General features: G+C 59.1%; 13 protein-coding genes, 1 other RNA gene and 5 pseudogenes. 11 read left to right on the top strand and 8 right to left on the bottom strand.

Annotated elements, in window-relative coordinates:
• Nucleotides 1-10: 10 nt before the first annotated feature.
• Together BLW24_RS02575 and ssrA are read right to left on the bottom strand one after the other, a co-directional pair.
• Nucleotides 11-1,164, bottom strand: a pseudogene (locus BLW24_RS02575) (iron-containing alcohol dehydrogenase).
• Between the two features lie 402 nt (nt 1,165-1,566).
• Nucleotides 1,567-1,958, bottom strand: a transfer-messenger RNA (tmRNA) gene (gene ssrA / locus BLW24_RS02570).
• Between the two features lie 147 nt (nt 1,959-2,105).
• On the opposite strand from ssrA, the gene BLW24_RS02565 reads away from it, so the two are divergent.
• On the top strand, nt 2,106-5,021 hold the full coding sequence (locus BLW24_RS02565) for a hybrid sensor histidine kinase/response regulator (protein WP_090376329.1): 2,916 nt from the start codon (nt 2,106-2,108) through the stop codon (nt 5,019-5,021).
• 27 nt (nt 5,022-5,048) lie between these two features.
• Here the strand turns inward: BLW24_RS02565 and BLW24_RS02560 are convergent, their stop codons facing one another.
• The 3 genes and pseudogenes from BLW24_RS02560 to lldD all read right to left on the bottom strand — a co-directional run.
• A complete protein-coding gene (locus tag BLW24_RS02560; protein WP_090376326.1) occupies nt 5,049-5,294 on the bottom strand; it encodes a hypothetical protein in 246 nt (81 codons plus the stop codon).
• Nucleotides 5,295-5,367: 73 nt separating this feature from the next.
• Nucleotides 5,368-8,120 (bottom strand): annotated as a pseudogene (locus BLW24_RS02555) (FAD-binding and (Fe-S)-binding domain-containing protein).
• Nucleotides 8,121-8,145: 25 nt separating this feature from the next.
• A pseudogene (lldD, locus tag BLW24_RS02550) lies at nt 8,146-9,087 on the bottom strand (FMN-dependent L-lactate dehydrogenase LldD); the annotation flags it as partial.
• Between the two features lie 272 nt (nt 9,088-9,359).
• Here lldD and BLW24_RS02545 point away from each other — a divergent pair.
• The 3 genes from BLW24_RS02545 to BLW24_RS02535 all read left to right on the top strand — a co-directional run bounded on the left by BLW24_RS02545 (nt 9,360) and on the right by BLW24_RS02535 (nt 10,993).
• Nucleotides 9,360-9,773, top strand: a complete 414-nt coding sequence (locus BLW24_RS02545; protein ID WP_090376325.1) for a hypothetical protein — start codon at nt 9,360-9,362, stop codon at nt 9,771-9,773.
• Between the two features lie 286 nt (nt 9,774-10,059).
• Complete coding sequence (locus BLW24_RS02540; RefSeq protein ID WP_090376320.1) at nt 10,060-10,641, top strand: DJ-1/PfpI family protein; 582 nt, start codon at nt 10,060-10,062, stop codon at nt 10,639-10,641.
• Nucleotides 10,642-10,687: 46 nt separating this feature from the next.
• A complete protein-coding gene (locus tag BLW24_RS02535; RefSeq protein WP_090376317.1) occupies nt 10,688-10,993 on the top strand; it encodes a ribbon-helix-helix domain-containing protein in 306 nt (101 codons plus the stop codon).
• A 19-nt stretch (nt 10,994-11,012) separates the two neighbouring features.
• On the opposite strand, the gene BLW24_RS02530 is transcribed toward BLW24_RS02535, so the two are convergent.
• Together BLW24_RS02530 and BLW24_RS02525 are read right to left on the bottom strand one after the other, a co-directional pair.
• Nucleotides 11,013-11,630 (bottom strand): nitroreductase family protein, encoded by a 618-nt coding sequence (locus BLW24_RS02530; RefSeq protein WP_090376314.1) that lies wholly within the window; start codon nt 11,628-11,630, stop codon nt 11,013-11,015.
• Nucleotides 11,631-11,641: 11 nt separating this feature from the next.
• Nucleotides 11,642-12,544: an EamA family transporter gene (locus tag BLW24_RS02525; RefSeq protein WP_090376311.1), complete on the bottom strand. Its 903-nt coding sequence runs from the start codon at nt 12,542-12,544 to the stop codon at nt 11,642-11,644.
• A gap of 92 nt (nt 12,545-12,636) precedes the next feature.
• Here BLW24_RS02525 and BLW24_RS02520 point away from each other — a divergent pair, with 92 nt between their 5' ends.
• The 4 genes and pseudogenes from BLW24_RS02520 to tnpB all read left to right on the top strand — a co-directional run bounded on the left by BLW24_RS02520 (nt 12,637) and on the right by tnpB (nt 15,952).
• Entirely contained in the window at nt 12,637-13,149 is a 513-nt protein-coding gene (locus tag BLW24_RS02520; protein WP_090376305.1) for a MarR family winged helix-turn-helix transcriptional regulator, read from the top strand.
• An 80-nt stretch (nt 13,150-13,229) separates the two neighbouring features.
• A pseudogene (locus BLW24_RS02515) lies at nt 13,230-13,415 on the top strand (FKBP-type peptidyl-prolyl cis-trans isomerase); the annotation flags it as partial.
• A gap of 192 nt (nt 13,416-13,607) precedes the next feature.
• The gene (locus BLW24_RS02510; RefSeq protein ID WP_090376300.1) at nt 13,608-15,272 is read left to right on the top strand and encodes a recombinase family protein; all 1,665 of its coding nucleotides are present in this window, start codon (nt 13,608-13,610) and stop codon (nt 15,270-15,272) included.
• A 281-nt stretch (nt 15,273-15,553) separates the two neighbouring features.
• On the top strand, nt 15,554-15,952 hold the full coding sequence (gene tnpB, locus BLW24_RS02505; protein WP_244161067.1) for an IS66 family insertion sequence element accessory protein TnpB: 399 nt from the start codon (nt 15,554-15,556) through the stop codon (nt 15,950-15,952).
• 130 nt (nt 15,953-16,082) lie between these two features.
• Here tnpB and BLW24_RS02500 read toward each other — a convergent pair whose 3' ends face one another.
• A complete protein-coding gene (locus tag BLW24_RS02500; RefSeq protein ID WP_090375775.1) occupies nt 16,083-17,063 on the bottom strand; it encodes an IS5 family transposase in 981 nt (326 codons plus the stop codon).
• Between the two features lie 100 nt (nt 17,064-17,163).
• Between BLW24_RS02500 and tnpC the strand changes: the two genes are divergently transcribed.
• The 3 genes and pseudogenes from tnpC to BLW24_RS02485 all read left to right on the top strand — a co-directional run bounded on the left by tnpC (nt 17,164) and on the right by BLW24_RS02485 (nt 20,105).
• A complete protein-coding gene (tnpC, locus tag BLW24_RS02495; RefSeq protein WP_090376045.1) occupies nt 17,164-18,720 on the top strand; it encodes an IS66 family transposase in 1,557 nt (518 codons plus the stop codon).
• A gap of 101 nt (nt 18,721-18,821) precedes the next feature.
• Nucleotides 18,822-19,043: a hypothetical protein gene (locus BLW24_RS26315; protein WP_244161257.1), complete on the top strand. Its 222-nt coding sequence runs from the start codon at nt 18,822-18,824 to the stop codon at nt 19,041-19,043.
• Nucleotides 19,044-19,131: 88 nt separating this feature from the next.
• Nucleotides 19,132-20,105 (top strand): annotated as a pseudogene (locus BLW24_RS02485) (DUF932 domain-containing protein).
• The last annotated feature ends 27 nt before the right edge of the window (nt 20,106-20,132 follow it).

Raw genomic sequence — 20,132 nt, 5'->3', positions numbered from 1 at the left:
GCGGCGCGGCTTAGAGGCTCGCCTCAAGCACCCGGCGGCTGACGTCTAAGTTGACGTCGCTGTGTTCGCCGAGTGCGGTTAGGCGGTGAGCGGCGAGCTGGTTGATCAGCGCAGCGATGGCGTCAGCACCAAGCTGGTAGGCCGATAAGCGCGTCGGTAGGCCGAGGCTCTCGAAGAACGTCCGGGTCTGTTGGGTGGCGGCGTCAATCCGCTGTTCTTCGTCGCCCTGGCGGATCTGCCAAACCCGCTCGGCGTATTGCAGCAACTTGGCGCGCTTGGCTTCACGACGAACTTCCAGGTTCGCGGGCAGCACGATGGCCAGCGTGCGTGATCGATGCCGTGCAGCGCGGTTAGCTCATGGCCGATCATGTGAGTGGACCAGTCCTGCGGTACGCCCGCGCCGATCAGCCCATTGAGCGCCAAAGTGGCCGTCCACATAAGGTTGGCGCGGGTGCTGTAGTCGGCGGATTCCTCCAGCATCAGCGGGCCGATTTCGATCAGGGTTTGCAGCAGCCCTTCGGCGAAGCGGTCCTGCACGCGGGCATCGATCGGGTAGGTCAGGTACTGCTCCATGACATGCACGAACGCATCGACCACGCCGTTTGCCAGCTGGCGAACGGGGAGGGTCTGGGTCTTGGTCGGGTCGAGAATTGAAAATTGCGGGAACACATGAGCACTGCGAAACGGCAGTTTTGCTTGCGTTGCCCGGCGCGTGACCACGCCGCTGTGGTTCATTTCCGAGCCGGTGGCAGGCAGCGTCAGTACGCTACCGAACGGCAGGGCGTGGCGGATCTTGGCGCCGCGGGTTTCGAGGATGTCCCAGGCATCGCCGGCATAGCCAACCGCAGCAGCCACGAACTTGGTGCCATCAATCACCGAGCCGCCGCCCACCGCGAGCAGGAAGTCCACGCGCTGCTCACTGACCAACGCTACGGCCTGCATCAATGTTTCATAGCTGGGGTTCGGCTCGATACCGCCGAACGCCTGCACGTGCCGGGCACCAAGCGCTTCGCGCACTTGCGCCAGGGTGCCGGTTTTCTCGGCACTCTGGCCGCCGTAAAGCAGCAACACACGCGCGTCAGCCGGCACTAAATCATCCAGACGGCCGATGGTGTCGCGGCCAAAGACAATACGGGTCGGGTTGTAAAAATCGAAGTTAAACATGTATCTATCCTTAATAGACCAGTCGTCTATTTTTTCTGCGAAGTCTCGCGCGGGGTTACCGTGAGCGCGCGGCGTAATGTGCGTGGCGTTAGAAGTTCAGTGCGCCGTGGCGTGCTAGGAGTTTGCGCTATGGGGCTTTGTGCGCTGGTTTGCTAGGCCAGATGCTGGTCTGAGTTCACCTGTGGGCTGCAATATATTTCAAAATAGACCAGTCGTCTACAATGCTACCAGGTTTCTTCATCACCCGATCGCCCTCAGGATTCGTCAGGCGGTTGAGTCAGGGGGAATGTAAAAGGCGTGTCCGTCAATTGACGTATGTCGGCGTCAATGGCACTGAACGCCCGGTTTAAACTGGATTTCAGGCACAAAAAAGACGTCCGTGGACGCCCTTAGATGTATATTTGGTGGAGCCGGGGGGATTTGAACCCCCGTCCGCCAGTTCTCCACTTTCGGTACTACATGCTTAGCCGTGTCTATTGAGTTAATCCGCAGCCGCCCGACGGGCAGGGTGCTTTGGACGAGTTGTGTAAGTTTTAGCCGCTTTGTCCACAACGTACTACGCGGCGATCCTGTTCTGCATGACAATCACTTCAGGTTTACAGGCATCCCCTAGTGATCGCTGGAGCCGAAGCTACCAGAAGGACTAGTCGCGCCGCTTACGCAGCGAGAGCGTAGCCCTCGTAGTTTTCGTCATTGGCAACTATAGAAAGTTGCAACAGTGGATTTACGACTTCTGTTACCAAGTCGGCATGCACCTAGAGCTTCGCTACCGGCGTCGAATCCTAATCGGCCCCAAAGCTTTTGCTGCTGGTACTGAGACGCGAGTTTACGCCAAAGGCTCCACAGCGTCGACCCGACAATTGCCTGGCGGACGCTGATTGGGCTTGCCGGCTATGATTGCATCCTGCACATTCGCTATGTCTTCTGGATGAGACCATCGTATGCCGCGCGCGTCGCGTTACCCTTTACGTCAGTGGATCTGGCGCGCTTTTGTGCAGAGTGCCCTGATTCCGCTGATTCTGGTCGAGTCGGTGTTGATCACGGTGTACCTGCTGAGCAACGCGGCGATTCGCGATGCGCAGATCGAGCATTTGCAGCAGAGCGCGCTGGATGATCTGTCTGCGGCGGTGGCGCGTGAAGGTCAGGTGATTGATGGCCGCCTGCGATCGGTGGAGGTGCAGGTACAGATCTTCCGTGATGCTGCGCTCAATGCTCTGGATAACCATAGGTTTGAGCCCGATGCGCTAGAGCGCCAGCGCCATGCGCTGACTGAAGACGGCGTGTTCTACAGCCGCAGCGATGGTGGCCGGGCGGCGTCCTTTTATGCCAACAGCACACCGTTAGCCCAGCAGGATCACGCCAAGGCCCTGCGCCTGTCGCAGCTCGATCCTTTGATGCGTTCGATCCAGGCCGCCAACCCGCGCGTGGCGGCAGCCTATTTCAATACCTGGGACAGTTACAACCGCATCTACCCCTTCTTTATGACCCCCGAGCAGTATCCCCATGACATGGTGATACCCGATTACAACTTTTATTACCTGGCGGATGCCAAGCACAACCCCGAGCGCAAGGTGGCCTGGACCGATGTCTACCTTGACCCGGCAGGTATGGGCTGGATGATGTCGGCAGTGGCGCCGGTGTATCGCGGTGATTTCCTCGAAGGCGTGGTGGGGCTGGATATTACGGTCGGGCAGATGCTCGGTGAGATTGGCGAGCTGGATGTGTCCTGGCAGGGCTATGCCATGCTGGTCAGCCGCGACCACAACATCATGGCCTTGCCGAGTGCTGGCGAAGAGGATTTCGGCCTGCGCGAGCTGACCGAATACTCCTATGCCGAAGCGGTGCGTCGCGAGGTGCTCAAGCCTGAAGACTTCAGCCTGGCCAAGCGTGCCGAGATGCAGCCGCTGTTGCAGGCCATGGCGGCCGGACAGAGCAATGTGCAGGAAGTGGTGCTGGGCGGGCGCAATCGGCTGATTGCCTGGAGTGAGATCCCGCAGACCGGCTGGCAACTGTTGCTGGTGGTGGATGAGGAGCACATCTTCAGTGAGACCAATCGCCTGGCCGAACGCTACCTGCATATCGGTTATCTGCTGATTGTTGGTCTGGCACTGTTCTATCTGCTGTTCTTTGCCCTGATGTGGCTGCGTTCGCGGCGCTTGAGTGAGCAGCTGGTACGGCCGATTGACGGGATTGTCGGGATGATGCGCGAGCTGGGTCAGGGCAACTATCAGCCCACTGCACCGAGCAGTCAGATCCGTGAGCTGGTGAGCATGGCGGAGGCGGTGCAGCAGACCGGCGAGCAGTTGCAGGCCAGTGAAGCGCAGCGTGTGGAGGCGCAACGAATTCTCCAGCTGGTGCTGGAAAGCACCACGGAAAGTCTCTGGGAGGTCGAGGCAGAGGGTATGAGCATCACTCTCAGCGAGCGCTTCCTCAGGCGCTTTGGTTTGACTCATTCGATCATGAGTTTCAGTGAGTTTAATCAGCGCGTGCATCCTAATGATGTAGAGCGTATTCGCCATCTGCGTCAGCTGTTTGCCAGCAGTGGTGAGGATAACTTTGAGGCGGAATACCGCTACGCCGATGCTCTGGGTGAGTACGTCTGGCTACTGAGCCGCGGTAAGGTGCTGGAACGTGACAGCGAGGGCCGAGCCCTGCGTGCGGCCGGTACTCATGTCGATATCACGCGGCTCAAACAGGTGCAGGAAGACCTGCGTCGCGCCAGTCTGGATGCCCAGGCCGCCAGCCAGGCCAAGAGCCGCTTTCTGTCGAGCATGAGCCACGAGCTGCGCACGCCGCTCAATGCGATCTACGGCTTTGGTCAGTTGATCGAGATGGAGGCGCAGGACAAGCCCGAGGCCAAGCTGGAGGCCGATTACGCCCGCGAGATCGTCAATGCCAGCCGCCATCTGACCTCACTGGTGGACGATATTCTCGACCTGTCGAGCATCGAAAGCCGCCGTCAGCAGCTCAAGTTACAACCGGTGGAAGTCGGCGCGCTGCTGCATGGCTGCGCCGAGCTGGTACAGCCGGAAGTGCAGCAACGTCAGTTGCAGCTGCAGGTACTGGCTGACGCCGATGCCGGTCTTTACGTGCAGGCAGATGTGCGCAGGGTGCGCCAGGTGGTACTCAACCTGCTGTCCAACGCGATCAAGTACAACAGCCCGCAGGGGCTGATTCGCATGGGTTATGAGGTGCGCTCGAACTGTGTGCGTTTGTGGGTCGAAGACAACGGTGCGGGAATGACGGCCGAGCAGCAGGCCAATCTGTTCCAGCCGTTCCAGCGTCTGGGTCGGGAGAATTCCAGCATTCCTGGCACCGGTATTGGATTGGTGTTGTGTCGTGAGCTGGCCACCTTGATGGCGGGCGAAATAGGCTTTAGCAGCAGCGCCGGCATGGGCAGCCGTTTCTGGATTGACCTGCCCGGCGCGGCGGCACCGGCAGCACCGGCTGTTGCCGATGTGCAGTCCATGTCGGCGCAGCCCAAGCAGCTGGCCGAGGTGCTGTGTGTGGAAGATCACCCGGCCTGCCTCAAGGTGGTTCAGGAAGCCCTGCGTGAATTTGCCGAGGTACGCGGCGCCGGCTCGGTGCAGCGGGCGCTGGCTGAACTGGAGCACTGTACGCCGACCCTGCTGTTGCTTGATCTGGATCTACCCGATGGCGACGGCATGCAAGTGCTGGATGCCATGCGCCTTAACCCGCGGTTGCAGGCGGTGCCGGTATTGGTGATCAGTGCTGCGGCAGATGAGGCGGTGTTTGCCGAAGCACGCCAGCGCGGCGCCCAGGCTTGCCTGGCCAAGCCGATTGATCTGGCGCAGGTGCGCCGCGTGGCGCTTAGTCTGTTAGGGCGGGCGCTTTAACCAGCACCTTCTCGGCCTCTGTCTGGGCTATTCGCTGGCTTCGAGCAGTTGCAGCGCTTCGCCCAGAACCTTGACCGATTCGCTGTGGTTACCGGCCTTGTGCAGGGCTTCGCCTTCGGCGCGTAGCTGCTGCACTTGCGCGAGTACGGCGGCATCGCTCGGCGGATCGGTTTTCAGCAGGCCATCGATCTTGGCCATATCCGCCGGGCAGTGCATGGCCCAGAGCGAAGTGCTGAGGAGTGCGGTAGCAAGGAAAGTGGCAAGACGGCGCATGGCATGGCTCCAGCGATGTAGGTAGGGCTTTCAGTATAGAAAGCCCTCACTCATTGACTGGGTCGTTGGTCACTCAAGGCCTGGCGCTGCTGACCCGATCCAGCAGATAGACCAGCCCGTGATAATCGATACCGCCATGCTGGCTCAGGCCTATTTCGCAGGTGCGGCTGGTGCTGATGCCTTCCTCGCAATATTGCACTGCTGACTTCAGGCTGCGCAGGGCGTGATCGTTCAGCTCGGGCGTGGTGAAGCCCTTATCGCCTGCGAAGCCGCAACAGTGAATGCCCTCTGGGATGACCACTTCTGAAGTGCAGCGACGGACGATATCAATCAGCCCCTGCGCCTCGCCCAGATGCTGGGTGCTGCAAGTGACATGCACGGCCACCGGTTTGTCCTGCGGGGTGATGTGCAGACGGTCGAGCAACTGCTCGCGGATAAATTTCACCGGGTCGTGCAGCTTTAGCCGTGAGTCCAGGCCATCCTGCAACAGACGCAGGGTGCAAGGGCTGGTGTCGCAGTAGATGGGGTCGAGGCCGCCACGGCTGGCCTTGAGCAGCGCGTCGATCAGTTCCTGCTTCTTGCGTTCGGCCTGTTCGCTGTAGCCCTTGGAGGCAAACGGCTGGCCGCAGCAGAGGTTGTCCAGCTCATCCGGAAACACCACCTGAAAGCCGCCTTTCTCCAGCAGCGCGCGGGTCTTGTCGAGTAGCGGCATTTGCTCGGAATCGGTTGCCGCCGGGCCCATGGCGCGGGATACGCAGGCGGCCAGATAGACCACGCGTGGTCGGGTATCCGCCATTACGGCAGGCACTTGCAGGCGCTGTACCGCTTGCGGCATCGCTGGCGTCCACTGTGGCACGCGGCCCTGGCTGGCCTTGCTCAGTGCCGCCGAAGTGCGGCTAAGTAGGGGCGCACCCATGACCCTGCGCGCGCCGTTGGCCACATGCAGCATCAGCCGCGCGCCCTGCAGGGCGCGGCGGAAGTTATTCGCCAGCCAGTCGGCGCTGCGCGGGCTGTTGGCGTCGCGGGCGCGCAGCTGGCGCACCAGGTCGCCGGTGTTGATGCCCACCGGGCAGCGCTGGGCGCACAGGCCGGTGGCGGCGCAGGTATCGATGCCCTGGTACTGATAGGCCGCTTCCAGCTCAAAGGTATCGATGCCGGCGCGCTTTTTTGCCTGAATGTCGCGCCAGATCACGATGCGCTGGCGTGGGCTCAGGGTCAGCCCCTTGGACGGACAGACCGGCTCGCAGAAACCGCACTCGATGCACTTGTCGACGATCTCGTCGGCGGCCGGCAGCGGCTTGAGGTTCTTTAGGTGGATGTCGCGATCGTCGGAAAGAATCACGTCAGGGTTGAGAATGCCCTGGGGGTCGAGCAGGCGCTTGATCTGCCACATCAATTGGTAGGCATCCGCGCCCCATTCCAGCTCGACGAAGGGCGCCATATTGCGCCCGGTACCGTGCTCGGCCTTGAGCGAGCCGCCGAACTCCACCGCAACCAGTTGCGCCACGTCGTCCATAAAGGCTTCGTAGCGGGTCTTTTCTGCCTCGCTGTCAAAGCCCTGGGTGAAGACGAAGTGCAGGTTGCCCTCCAGGGCGTGGCCGAAAATGATCGCTTCGTCGTAGCCGTGTTTATCGAACAGCGCGAGCAGGCGATTGACGCCCTCGGCCAGCTGTTCGATGGGGAAGGTGACGTCCTCGATAATCACTGTGGTGCCGGTCTGACGCACCGCGCCGACGGCGGGGAAGGTGTCCTTGCGGATCTTCCACAGCAGGTTGTAAACGGCCGGGTCTTCGCTGAAATCCACCTGCTTTTCCAGGGGGAAGTCGGCGATGGAGGCCATGATCAGCTGAAGCTGCTCATGCAGCAGACTCTGGCTGGCGGCACGCGATTCAATCAGCAATGCGCAGGCACTGTTGGACAAACCCTTGACCCACTCCGGCATGCCAGGCTTGTTCTGTACCGAGCGCAGGCTACGGCGGTCCAGCAGTTCGACGGCGGACACCGGCTGCTGCTTGAGCAGCGTCACCGCACGGCAGCAGCTCTCCACATCGGGGAACACCAGCAAGGCGCTGGCCTTGTGCGGGTGGTCGGGCACGGTGTTGTAGGTTACCGCGCTGTAGGTTACCGCGCTGATAAAACCCAGGGTGCCTTCGGAGCCGACCAGCAGGTGGCTGAGGATATCCAGCGGCTGGTCGAAATCCACCAGGGCGTTGAGCGACAGGCCGGTGGTGTTTTTCAGCCGGTATTTGTGGCGAATCTTCGCCGCCAGCGCGCTGTTGGCACGGGTCTGTTTGCCCAACTCGTTGAGCTGCGCGAGCAGGTCGGCGTGGGTGGAGAAGAAGCGTGTGACACTGAGCGGGTCTTCGGTGTCCAGCACATGCCGCTGGCGTTGTTGGCGACGATGCCGCCGATTTTGCAGGCGTTGATCGACGCCGGATCTGGGCCGATTTTGCGCTGAAAGGGCGCCAGCACGGCATTAGCCTGGGCGCCGATCACCCCCGGTTGCAGGCGGATCTGGCTGCCCTGGCCGCGGATTTCCCGGCCGTTCCAGTTATCGCCCAGCACGATCAATACCGAGTCACTGATGGCCTGGCCGGACAGGCTGGTGCCAGCGGCGCGAAAGGTCACCGGCACCTGATGGGCGCCGGCCAGCTTGAGCAGGTCGACCACTTCCAGCTCTGCCTCGACGCGCACCACCAGCTTGGGGATCAGCCGGTAGAAGCTGGCATCGGTGCCGAATGCCAGGGTCGACAGCGGGTCGTCGAAACGCCGCTCGGCAGGGATCAGGCGCTTGATGGCGGTGAGAAAAGCGGCAGGCAGGCTCATGCAGGCTCCGAAATTAGATGCAGCGTCAGGACGCGGCGTGGTGCAGTTCACGCACCAGCGAATCGGCATTGATCTCGCTGATCGACTTGGCCCCGGTCAGCACCATGGCCACGCGCATTTCCTTCTCGATCAGCTCCAGCAGGTTGCTCACCCCCGCGCCCCCGTCGGCGGCCAGGGCGTAGATAAAGGCGCGGCCGAGCATCACCGTGTCCGCGCCGAGGGCGATCATGCGCACCACGTCCAGACCGGTGCGAATGCCGGAGTCGGCGAGAATTGCCAGCTCACCCTTCACCGCATCGGCAATCGCCGGAAGGGCACGGGCGCTGGACATCACGCCATCCAGTTGGCGGCCGCCGTGGTTGGACACGACGATACCGTCGGCGCCGAAGCTCACCGCGTCCTTGGCGTCCTGCGGGTCGAGAATGCCCTTGATGACCATTGGGCCGTCCCAGAACTCACGAATCCATTCCAGGTCCTTCCAGCAAATCGAGGGGTCGAAGTTGTTGCCCAGCCAGCCGATATAGTCGGCCAGGCCCGTGGGGTTGCCCCGGTAGGCGGAGATATTGCCCAGGTCGTGGGGCTTGCCGAGCAGGCCGACATCCCAGGCCCAGCGTGGGTGGATCATGGCTTGCAGCATGCGGCGCACAGGAGCGTTCGGCCCGCTCATGCCGGAATGGGCATCACGGTAGCGCGCGCCGGGTACGGGCATGTCGACGGTGAACACCAGGGTGGTGACACCGGCGGCCTTGGCGCGCTCCAGGGCGTTTTTCATAAAGCCGCGGTCTTTCAGCACATACAGCTGAAACCACATCGGCCGGTCGATAGCTGGCGCGACTTCTTCAATCGGGCACACCGACACGGTCGACAGCGTAAAGGGAATGCCCTTGGCGGCAGCCGCCTTGGCCGCTTGTACTTCACCGCGGCGGGCGTACATGCCGGTCAGGCCGACCGGGGCCAGGGCCACCGGGCGGTTGCTCGCGGCCGATCTGTGCAAGTGCAGAGTTGTGATACACCCAAGGCAGCTCCATAAACGGAATCTCGTCTGTGAACTTGGGTGCGAGTTTCTGCCGCCAGTCTTAACGCTAAATTAAGTCACACAATATTCTGCCGTGAGTCGGTTGCATGCATTTCATCGCTTGCGCTGCAGCCACCACAGCTCATAGCCTGCTAAGCCTGACTTGCCGAAGGACGGCAAGTTGATCAGCCCTGACCTTAATCGCCAAACGCTCGGAGATAGCTATGCCCCCTATGGATACTGAGCAACAACTGGCGGCCCGTCTGGCCATCCTGGAAAACCCTGAGGTGCAGGACTGCACGGTCTATCGCGCCGATGATCAGGACCCGGACGCCGAGGAAGTGGATCTGGGTGATGCCAAGGTATTGTTCTGCGGCCCGTTCGAAGCTCCAGCCGATTGGGATGCGGCAGAACGTGAGGATTATTTCGGCGACAGCGCGCCGGAGCTGTTCGTCAATGCGCGTATCGAATGCGAAGCCAAGCCGGGTTCCAAAGGCCATTTCGCCGTGGACATCGGTGACTACGTAGCCGCCCAGCCGGGCCTGGGGGAAGTCGTGATGTTCTATGTGCACGACTACCTGGAAGACGACACTGGCTGCACTTATGTGCTGCTGCGTGATGAGGAAGTGCTGGAATAATTCAGCCTTTCCTTCGGCTATGTACAGCCTTGGTATGCATGACGCGCGCAGGTAGGTTGGTGCTGAGCGCAGCGAAGCCCAACGAGCAGTGGCATGCCTAGTTGGGCTTCGTCGCCTTGCTCCTCAACCCAACCTACTTGCTGCCATTCCTTAATCCAGGTTGCCTTTCTCCATTTCCTCGCTGACCGTTTATCCATCGCTTGCCCTGTAGTACCGGGCTATTACCCGCACCGGGCGGATCGGGATAACACTCTGAGCTTCTCAATTTATTGAAGGGAGCAGGCACATGGCAGCGAAGAAGATTCTCATACTGGTCGGCGACTACGTCGAAGACTACGAAGTGATGGTGCCGTTTCAGGCACTGCTGATGGTCGGTCACCAGGTGCACGCGGTGTGCCCGGACAAGACTGCCGGGCAAAGCGTACGCACCGCCATCCACGATTTTGAAGGTGAGCAGACCTACAGCGAAAAACCCGGGCATAACTTCGCCCTTAATTTCGACTTCGCTCAGGTTAAGGCCGAAAACTACCACACCCTGCTGATTCCCGGTGGTCGCGCCCCGGAGTACCTGCGCTTGAACGCTCAGGTGCTGGCGCTGGTGCAGGCCTTCGACAAGGCCGGCAAACCGATTGCTGCTGTCTGCCACGGCGCGCAGTTGTTGGCTGCCGCCGGTGTGCTTAAAGGCCGCGAGTGCAGCGCCTACCCGGCCTGTGGCCCGGAAGTGAGCCTGGCTGGCGGGCGCTATATCGATATCGCCGTGGACCAGGCCCATGTGCAGGGCAATCTGGTCACTGCACCGGCCTGGCCGGCGCACCCCAACTGGCTGGCGGCGTTTCTCGGCCTGCTGGGTACGCAGATCACGCTATAAACTGCCGGGGCCTGTCAGGCCCCAACATTCAGGGAGGTGAGCCGTCATGTGCGAGCTGTATGTCAAAGCCGATCCGATTCTCTACGAGTCCCGCGCCCGATCACTGCGCATCCGTGGCGTGGTCACCACCCTGCGTCTGGAAAATCAGTTCTGGGACATCCTGCGCGAAATCGCCGAAGTCGATGGCATGACCACCAATCAGCTGATTACCAAGCTGTATGACGAGGTGATGGACTACCGTGGCGAGGTGGTGAATTTCGCCTCGTTTCTGCGCGTCAGTTGTACCCGCTTTCTTAGCCAGCGCCCCAGCAATGTGCGGGCGCTGCTGCCGCGGGCGCAGCACGAGCAGTAGTGCTGCGCCCGCGATTGGCTTAGGCGAAGGCGAGCACCTCCTGCACGGGGCGGCGCACTTTCTGCGGCCAGTTGCCCTCGGCGGCATAGCCGACGGTAACCAGCAGGATGGGCGGCTCATGGGCTTCCAGCGCAAAGGCCTGTGCCACACCTTCGGCATCGAAGCCGGTCATGGCACCACTGGCTAGGCCCATGCCCTGCGCGGCCAGCATCATGGTCATGGCCGCCAGGGACGCCGAGCGCACCGCCTCTTCACGTTGCAGCTGAGGGTTGTCGGCATGACTCTGGTTGACCATGTCCGTCCAGCTCTGCTGGACGCTGGCGGGCAGGATGCCGACATCGACCGAGGGTTGCAGGTGCTGGGCCAGGTGAGTGTGGGCCTCAAGAGTGCCGCAGACGATAAAGGTCACCGAGGCATCTAGCACCTGGCGTTGCTGGTAGGCCAGCTCGTACAGGCGCGCCTTGGCCGCTGCGGACTGTACGGCGATAAATTTCCAGTTCTGCAGGTTGAAGGCCGTGGGGGCGCGGGTGGCCAGCTGAACCAGCTCGCGGATGACGGGCTCGGGCAGTTCGCGACCGCCCTGGTAACGCGTGGTGGATACCCGGGATTCGATCAGGTGTTTGACAGTGTTGGTCATGGCAGGCTCCGTTATACAGGGTTGCTCAGGGAAGAATCTTTGGGCTGGCTAGAGGCCTTGGGGGCGTTGCTGGTCCACTGCACGGCGAGGATGCTGCCCAGTACGGTCAGCAGGCCGATCAGGGCCACGCCGGTGATACGCTCATCCAGTAGCAGCCAGCCGATCAAGACGGCCACCACCGGGCTCAGCAGGCTCAGTGAAGAAACGGCCACGGGTGACAGGCGGGCAATGCCGCGGAACCACAGCACGTAGGCCAGTAGCGCACCGAACAGCGACAGGTAGGCATAGGCCAGACCCTGGCTGATGCTCAGGCTCTGCAAGGGCGGATCGACCAGCACGGCCAGCGGCAGCAGCATCAGCCCGCCCAGCAACAGCTGCCAGCCGGTAAAGGGCAGCAAAGCCAGGTCGCTCTTCCAGCGTCGGGTCAGGTAAGTCCCTAGCGCCATGCAGCTCATGCCGGCGAAGGCCGCGACAATCCCCAGGGTGTCCCAGCGCGAATCGGGTGACAGCAGCAGTGCCGCCATGCCGGCAACTCCCAGCAGGCTGGCACCAATGGTCACCTGAGCTGGGCGTCGACCCTCCAGGCCCCAGAGCAGGCCCATCAGCAGCAGGGGTTGCACCGCCCCGACCACGGCCGCCAGGCCACCGGGCAGGCGGTAGGCCGCGACGAATAGCAGGGCCTGAAAGCAGCCGATATTCAGTGCGGCGAGTACCAGCATACGGCCCCAGTCACTGCGCGTCGGTAGCTGACGGCAGCACAGCACCAGCAACAGACCGGCCGGCAGGGCTCGCAGCATTGCGGCGACAAAGGGGCGATCAGGCGGCAACCACTCGGTGGTGACGATATAGGTGGATCCCCAGATCAAGGGAGCCAGGGCAGTGAGCAAGGTGTTGAACCAGGGGGTACGCAGCATGATGGTTATCCTGTAGATTGTCTCGCATTCAAGATAATTTCAGCCTAAGTCGAATTTATCTTGAATTCAAGATAATTTTTGGAGAGTCCGCCATGCACCCGTCACGCCCAGCCGATGCTGTTGATCTCATCCTCCAGCAATGGGCCCAAGAGCGGCCGGATCTGGATGTCAGCCCGATGGGGGTGATCGGCCGTATTGGCCGCTGCTCGGCATTGTTGCGCCGCGAGCTGCTACCGGTGTTTGAGCGCTTCGGCTTGAGTGCTTGGGAGTTCGATGTGCTGGCGACCTTGCGGCGCAGCGGCGCTCCCTATTGCCTGGCGCCCACGGCCCTGTTCTCGGCGCTGATGATCACCTCCGGCACCATGACCCGGCAGCTGCAGCAGCTGGAAGCCGCCGGCAGGATCAGCCGCATCCCCAACCCCAGTGATGCTCGCAGCCTGCTGGTGCAACTCACCCCGGCAGGCCTGGAACTGATCGACCAGGCGGTGGAGGCCCATGTCGACAATGAGGCGCGCATCCTCGCGGCCTTGCCTGTCGCGATCTGCAATCAGCTGGATGATGGCCTGTCGGCGCTGTTGGCTATATTGGAACCTGTGCAAAAGTGACTCGACAGACCACCAGGTTGTCTCGGCTGTGAAGGCGGCAGCCATCCCCGCGGGCGAACCAGACAAGAGAGCAGCACAGCATGAACGATGAATTGAAGATCGAAGACATCCAGTTGGGTGACGGCAAGGCAGTGGTCAAAGGTGCGCTGATCACTACCCAATACAATGGTTTTCTAGAAGATGGCAGTAAGTTCGACTCATCCTATGATCGCGGCAAAGCCTTCCAGTGCGTGATCGGCACCGGCCGGGTGATCAAAGGCTGGGAGCTACTTTTACATTAGGTAGTCTATAGCCTGTTCAAGTAGATCAGGGGGTAGCACAATGCCAATACTACAGAATGCCTACAGGCAGCTTGGCCTAATGACTATGCGAGAAATTCAGGAAAGCGGGGTAGATGTGCTGGTGCTGCTCAACCTGTACAGGATGCTGGCCAAGGTGCTGCCCAAGGATGCGAAGCAATGACAAAGCAGGCGATACCCTACATTCGCTTTTCCAGCTTCAAACAATCGGAAGGGAATAGTTACCAGCGTCAACGGGAAGCTATAGACCGCTGGCTAGCTGCCCATCCTGATTATGTGAAAAGTAATCTTGTGTTTGAAGACCTCGGGAAATCGGGGTTTGCTGATGAAAGGAAGAAATACAAGCAAGCATCTGGAATGCTCAAGATTGCTGCTGCTATCGAAGCGGGGTTGATTCGTTCCGGTGATCTTGTGCTGCTGGAAGCATTCGACCGAGCTACGCGCAGAAAGATGGTTGATGCTTGGGAATTGATAACCCCCATCCTGAAAGCTGGTGTTGATATTTGCACCCTAGATGATGGTATTACCTACACAAAAGAAAGCTTGAATGGTAGCCATGCTTTTCTACTGGTGGCAAAGATTCAGGCTGCATATGGGTACAGTAAAATATTGTCAGAGCGTGTATCGGCATCGTATGACCTCAGACGGAAAGAAGCCAAGGAAGGTAAGCAGGTAAAAAGGAATGTGCCGATGTGGCTGACTGCTGAGGGCGGTCTAAAGCCTGAAGTTGTTGTAGCTGTGCAAGAAGTATTTAATCTTTACATTCAAGCGATGGGCGTACATAGCATTGCCGTAGAGCTTAAAAAGAGAAAGATTGAAGGGCTAGAAAAGGTTAGCGGGCCAACTGTTGCGGCATGGCTGCGTAACAGGGCGGCGATTGGTGTATGGGCCAATACAGAAGCAGCAGAGGAAAGGAAGCGGGAAGAAATACCAGATGCCTATCCTGCAATTGTAGAGAAAGAAAGATTCTTTCTTGTTCAAAAGCTGATTGAACAGCGGAAGACAGCCAAGCCAACCAAGACAGGTAAAGCTAACTTTCTATCTGGTCTTGTCGTGTGCAGTCACTGTGACAGTACGATGATTGTGCATAACACTAACGGCAAGCCAAACGCTTTTAGGTGTTTGAGTCATCATAGAAATAAAGACTTAGGATGCAAGAATAATAAATCTATTCCTTATAATCTTGTGTTATACATTTACCTTTGTACGGCCTTTAGTGGATTGCAGAGAGCTTTACAGAAGCAAACATTATCAACCTCTGAAAAGAGAAAGATTGTCATAGAAGAGCAGTTGTCTGTTGTGTCCAGAAATATCAGTAAGCTGATTGAGCTGGATATGCTCGATCTACCAGAAACTAAAGACAAGCTGCTAACTTTGAAAGAAGAAAGAGAAAAGCTTGTATCTGAGCTGGCGAGCATTGATGCTGGTGCTGTTGTAGAGAGTGAGATTAAGCAGGCGATGATAGAAGAAAAGAATCTTCTAGAATCTAGCCCTGCTGTGCTGAATGCGATGCTTAAATCTGCTGACTACAAAATCATAACAAGCATGGATGGCAGCATAGAATGTAATGAGCTTGAGTTTATGGGTGTTAGCTGGCGCTATGCTGGTGTGCAGAGGATGGTGAAAAGCTGTACTACTGACTACTACAAGCTGTTAATGATTCACAAAGCTACAGGCAGAGAGTGGCTGTGCAAGATTGAGCCGGGGCATCTGGTTATAGATGCATTCCCCTTGCTGGATACGGCGCAACATAAAGGAAATAACTGGCTGTCACCTAGGTATGCAAATATCTTGCGTGGGCATCCTGTAGAGCTGTGTCAATAATTGTCACTTTCCCATTTTCCCGGAATCAAAGGCTGCTTTATGCAGCCTTTTTGTTTTCTATGGTTTGGAAAATATCTGTAAGGCTGTTTGTGTTTTGCCGATTACAAACAGAGATTTCGCCGATGTGATTAGCAGGTACGTGCTCACCAGTAGCACGGCCTCACTACTGCTAGAAATATCGTGGTCTAGTGCTGGTGCTACCCCGTAGACACACACTCAAACCATGCTTTGAGCGTAAGCGCTCCATAAACCTCATCTACAAATGATCCGCAGGCCAGCCAATGCTGAGCTCCAATTTCTTTCTGGAGCCAGCCGTCATGATGCGCCCCGACGCCAAAGTCGAAAAAGTCTATCTATACCCCAAGCCGGTGGATTTCCGAAAATCCATCGATGGCCTGGCCGCCCTGGTCGAGCTGGATATCAAGGTGGCGGTGTTCGACCCGGTGCTGTTCGTCTTCCTCAACCGCGCGCGCAGCCGGGTGAAGATTTTGTATTGGGAGCGCAACGGCTTTTGCCTGTGGCTCAAGCGATTGGAGGCTGAACGCTTCAAGTCGCATCCGGAACCTGGCGAAGATGCGATCGTGCTGACGGCCCAGGAGTTGAACTGGTTGTTGGACGGTATCGACCTGTGGCGCAACCGGCCGCACCAGGTTTTGACCCCTAGGGATGGTCTGAAGTAGCCCTGTATTTCCGGTCAACTTCAGCCTCCGCTGATTTTGAAAGCGGAAAACTGATCAAAAACGATCAAGTCATCCGCTCATTTCGGTGTTTCTGGCCGCCGCGAGCACCTCGCAGCGGTCATTTCCCACATTACAGGCGCACCTCTCCTGCATTCGTCAGCAAATGTCGACGGGCCATCCACAGGTTCGACAGGGCGAACAGCGTTACCAGTTGTGCGGTGTTTTTGGCCAGGCCACGGAAGCGCGTCTTCACATAGCCGAACTGCCGCTTGATCACCCGAAACGGGTGCTCGACCTTGGCGCGCACCTGGGCTTTGGCCTTCTCGATCTTGCGCTTGGCTTTGTATAGCGCGCTGCGCTTACTCAACGTGTTGTACGTACTGCGGCGGGCTGCGATCTGCCAGATCACTTCACGGCCTTCATGTTCTGGCCGCTTCTCTACGCCGGTGTAACCCGCGTCGGCACCCACCATGTTTTCTTTGCCGTGTAGCAGCTTGTCGACCTGAGTAACGTCTGCAACATTGGCTGCCGTGCCGACCACGCTATGCACTAAACCCGACTCGTCATCGACGCCGATGTGCGCCTTCATGCCGAAGTAATACTGGTTTCCCTTCTTGGTCTGGTGCATTTCCGGGTCACGCTTACCGTCCTTGTTCTTGGTCGAACTCGGCGCATTGATCAGCGTGGCATCGACGATGGTGCCTTGGCGCAATGACAAACCGCGGTCACCCAAATAGCCATTGATGACGGCCAAGATGCCCGCAGCCAGTTCGTGTTTCTCCAGCAATCGGCGGAAGTTGAGGATGGTGGTTTCGTCGGGAATGCGCTCCAGGCTCAGACCCGCAAACTGGCGCAGGATGGTGGTCTCGTACAGAGCCTCCTCCATCGCCGGGTCGCTGTAGCCGAACCAGTTCTGCATCAAATGAACCCGTAACATCGCCATCAGCGGATAGGCTGGACGTCCGCCTTCACCCTTGGGGTAATGCGGTTCGATCAAGGCAATCAAACCCTTCCACGGCACAACCTGATCCATCTCGATCAGGAACAGCTCTTTGCGGGTTTGCTTGCGCTTGCCGGCGTACTCGGCGTCGGCGAAGGTCATCTGCTTCATCGGAAAACTCGGCGGGTGGAGTTCAGGTATTTTGCCAAATTCAGGAAGTCTTCTTCAGGGTTTCCCTAGGTTCGTCACCTGAGCCGGTATAATCCAAGGCATGATTTCTGTGCCCGAAACCCTTCCTGATGACCCCGCCGCGCTCAAGCAATTGCTCGCTGAGGTGTTGTCGTCGGCGCAGGAATTGGCCAAGGACAAGGATGGGCAGATCGAGCGCCTGCGCGAACAAAACGCGCTGTTGATCCAGCGCCTGTTCGGCCGTAAATCCGAGCAGAGCAGCGACCCGGATTCACCGCAGCTAGAGATGTTCAACGAAGCGGAAAGCCTGGCCGAAGCGGCGGCTGAAGCTCCGGCCGCTGAGGTCGAGGAAGAAGTCGTTGCGCCGACCAAGCGCCGCGGCAAGCGCAAGCCGTTACCGGCCGAACTACCGCGTGTCGAGGTCATCCACGAACTGCCCGAACACGAACTGACCTGCGAATGCGGTTGCCGCAAGCAGGCCATCGGCGAAGAAACCAGCGAGCAGCTGGAAATCATCCCGATGCAGGTTCAGGTGATCCGCCACATTCGCAAGACCTATGCCTGCAAGGCCTGCGAAAGCGCGCCGGTCACCGCTGACAAACCGGCCCAACTGATCGAGAAAAGCCTGGCCAGCCCGAGCGTGCTGGCGATGCTGCTGACCAGCAAATACGCCGACGGCATCCCACTGTATCGCTTCGAAAAGATGCTCAGTCGCCATGGCATCGACATCCCCCGGCAGACCCTGGCGCGCTGGGTGATCCAGTGCGGCGAACTGCTACAACCGTTGCTCAACCTGATGCGCGACAGGCTGCTGGACAGTCCGGTGATCCACTGCGATGAAACCCGCGTGCAGGTGCTCAAGGAGCCTGGGCGCGATCCGAGCAGCCACTCCTGGATGTGGGTGCAGACCGGTGGCCCGCCTGGCAAACCGGTGATCCTCTTCGACTACACAACCAGCCGCGCGCAGGAGGTGCCGCTGCGCCTGCTCGACGGTTATCGCGGCTACCTGATGACCGACGATTACGCCGGCTACAACGCCGTGGCCGCACAACAAGGTGTTGAGCGCCTGGCCTGCTGGGCGCATGCGCGGCGCAAGTTCGTCGAAGCGCAAAAGGTGCAACCGAAGGGCAAAACCGGGCGTGCCGACATCGCGTTGGGGATGATCAACAAGCTCTACGGCATCGAGCGCGAACTTAAGGATGCCAGCGATGAACAGCGCTACCGGGGCCGCCAGCAGCACAGCCTACCGCTCCTCGATCAGCTCAAGACCTGGCTGGAGAAACCCCAGCCGCAGGTCACGGCGCAGAATGCCCTGGGCAAAGCAGTGAACTACCTGGCGAGCAACTGGAGCCGACTCGAACGCTACATCGAGGCTGGCCACCTGCAGATCGATAACAACGCTGCCGAGCGCGCGATCCGGCCCTTCGTCATAGGTCGCAAGAACTGGCTGTTCAGCGACACGCCGAAAGGCGCGACCGCCAGCGCCCAACTCTACAGCCTGGTGGAAACCGCCAAGACCAATGGCCAGGAGCCCTACGCCTGGCTGCGCCATGTCCTCGAACGCCTGCCGCTGGCCAACAGCGTTGAAGCCTACGAAGCGCTGCTGCCTTGGAACTGCCAACCAACGACGCCACTGTAAAACGCAAAACCTCTCCAGAGGGAGGTGGGGTCTATGGAGCGCTTACGGTCGGAGCCGCAGTCGGTACCGTTGGCGGTGCCGCTAAAGGGGTTAGTGGCGCCTTGGCAGGCGGTGAAATCGGTGCCGCCGTCGGCGTCATAGCTGGACCTGCTGGTATTACTCTCGGAGCACTCTCGGGAGCCATCCTTGGCGGTCTAGCAGGAGGAGCTAGCGGCTGCGCTATTGGTGCCCAGCTGGGCAATCAGCTCGATCGTCGCTTCCTTGCCAACAACCTCTGTCTGGACTGCGGATATCGCTTTAACCAGAACATCGCTTCTGCTTAACCACTAACCCCACCCCCAACAACCAATCAGATCAGTGCTGCGCTTTGCGCAGCGCTTATGCCTGCCCTTACAAAAAGGAATCCTCCTTATGGCTCATCAACTCGAACAAATGGCTTATGTCGGCAACACCCCATGGCATGGCATGGCCTGGGCAATCGTCTTACCCAAAAACAACCGCTGGAAGTCTGGCAACGTGAAGCCGGAATGAACTGGCAGATCGAAGAAAGCCCTGTGCACTTCAAGGCTGATGCCGTGGCTCACCTCGGCACTATTCACTCATTCCCAGAGCAGAAGGTGCTGTATCGATCAGACAACAAGGCACCCCTGTCCGTAGTGTCCAATCGCTACCAGATAGTGCAGCCTCGTGAAGTGCTGGAGTTCTACCGGGATCTGACCGAAGTATCTGGATATGAGCTGGAAACGGCAGGCGTGTTGAAAGGTGGCCGTAAGTTCTGGGCGCTGGCACGCACGGGACAAACAACCGCATTGAAGGGTAATGATCAGGTAAACGGCTACTTGCTGCTGGCAACATCATGCGACGGAACACTTGCCACGACTGCTACACCCACCACCGTGCGTGTCGTCTGCAATAACACCCTGACCATTGCCTTGGATGGTGCCTGTCGTTCGATCAAGGTGCCTCACAGCACCCGATTCGATCCAAGGGCTGTGAAGAAGCAGCTGGGTATCGCAGTCTCGCAATGGGACGATTTCATGTACCGCATGCGCTCTTTGGCTGAGCGTAAGGTTCAATGGCATGAAGCCATGGGTTACTTCATGAACGTGCTGTGTGAAACCAGTCCGAACAGCCCGCTTCCTGAGGTCCTACCGAATGAACGGGCGCTGCGCAAGGTACAGAGCCTCTATGAAGGCAAAGGTCGTGGAGCAACGCTGGAATCATCTAAAGGAACGGCTTGGGGACTGCTCAATGCCGTTACCGAGTATGTCGATCACGAGCGCCGAGCCCGCAGCAACGAATTCCGCATGGATTCGGCTTGGTTCGGACAAGGTGCTCAGATCAAGCAACGTGCATTAGATGCGGCGCTGCGACTCGCTGCTTAATCCATTCCCTTAAACCCACAAACCAAT

This window comes from Pseudomonas anguilliseptica (genome assembly GCF_900105355.1).
Taxonomy (GTDB): domain Bacteria; phylum Pseudomonadota; class Gammaproteobacteria; order Pseudomonadales; family Pseudomonadaceae; genus Aquipseudomonas; species Aquipseudomonas anguilliseptica.
This window is presented reverse-complemented; position numbering and strand designations above follow the sequence as displayed.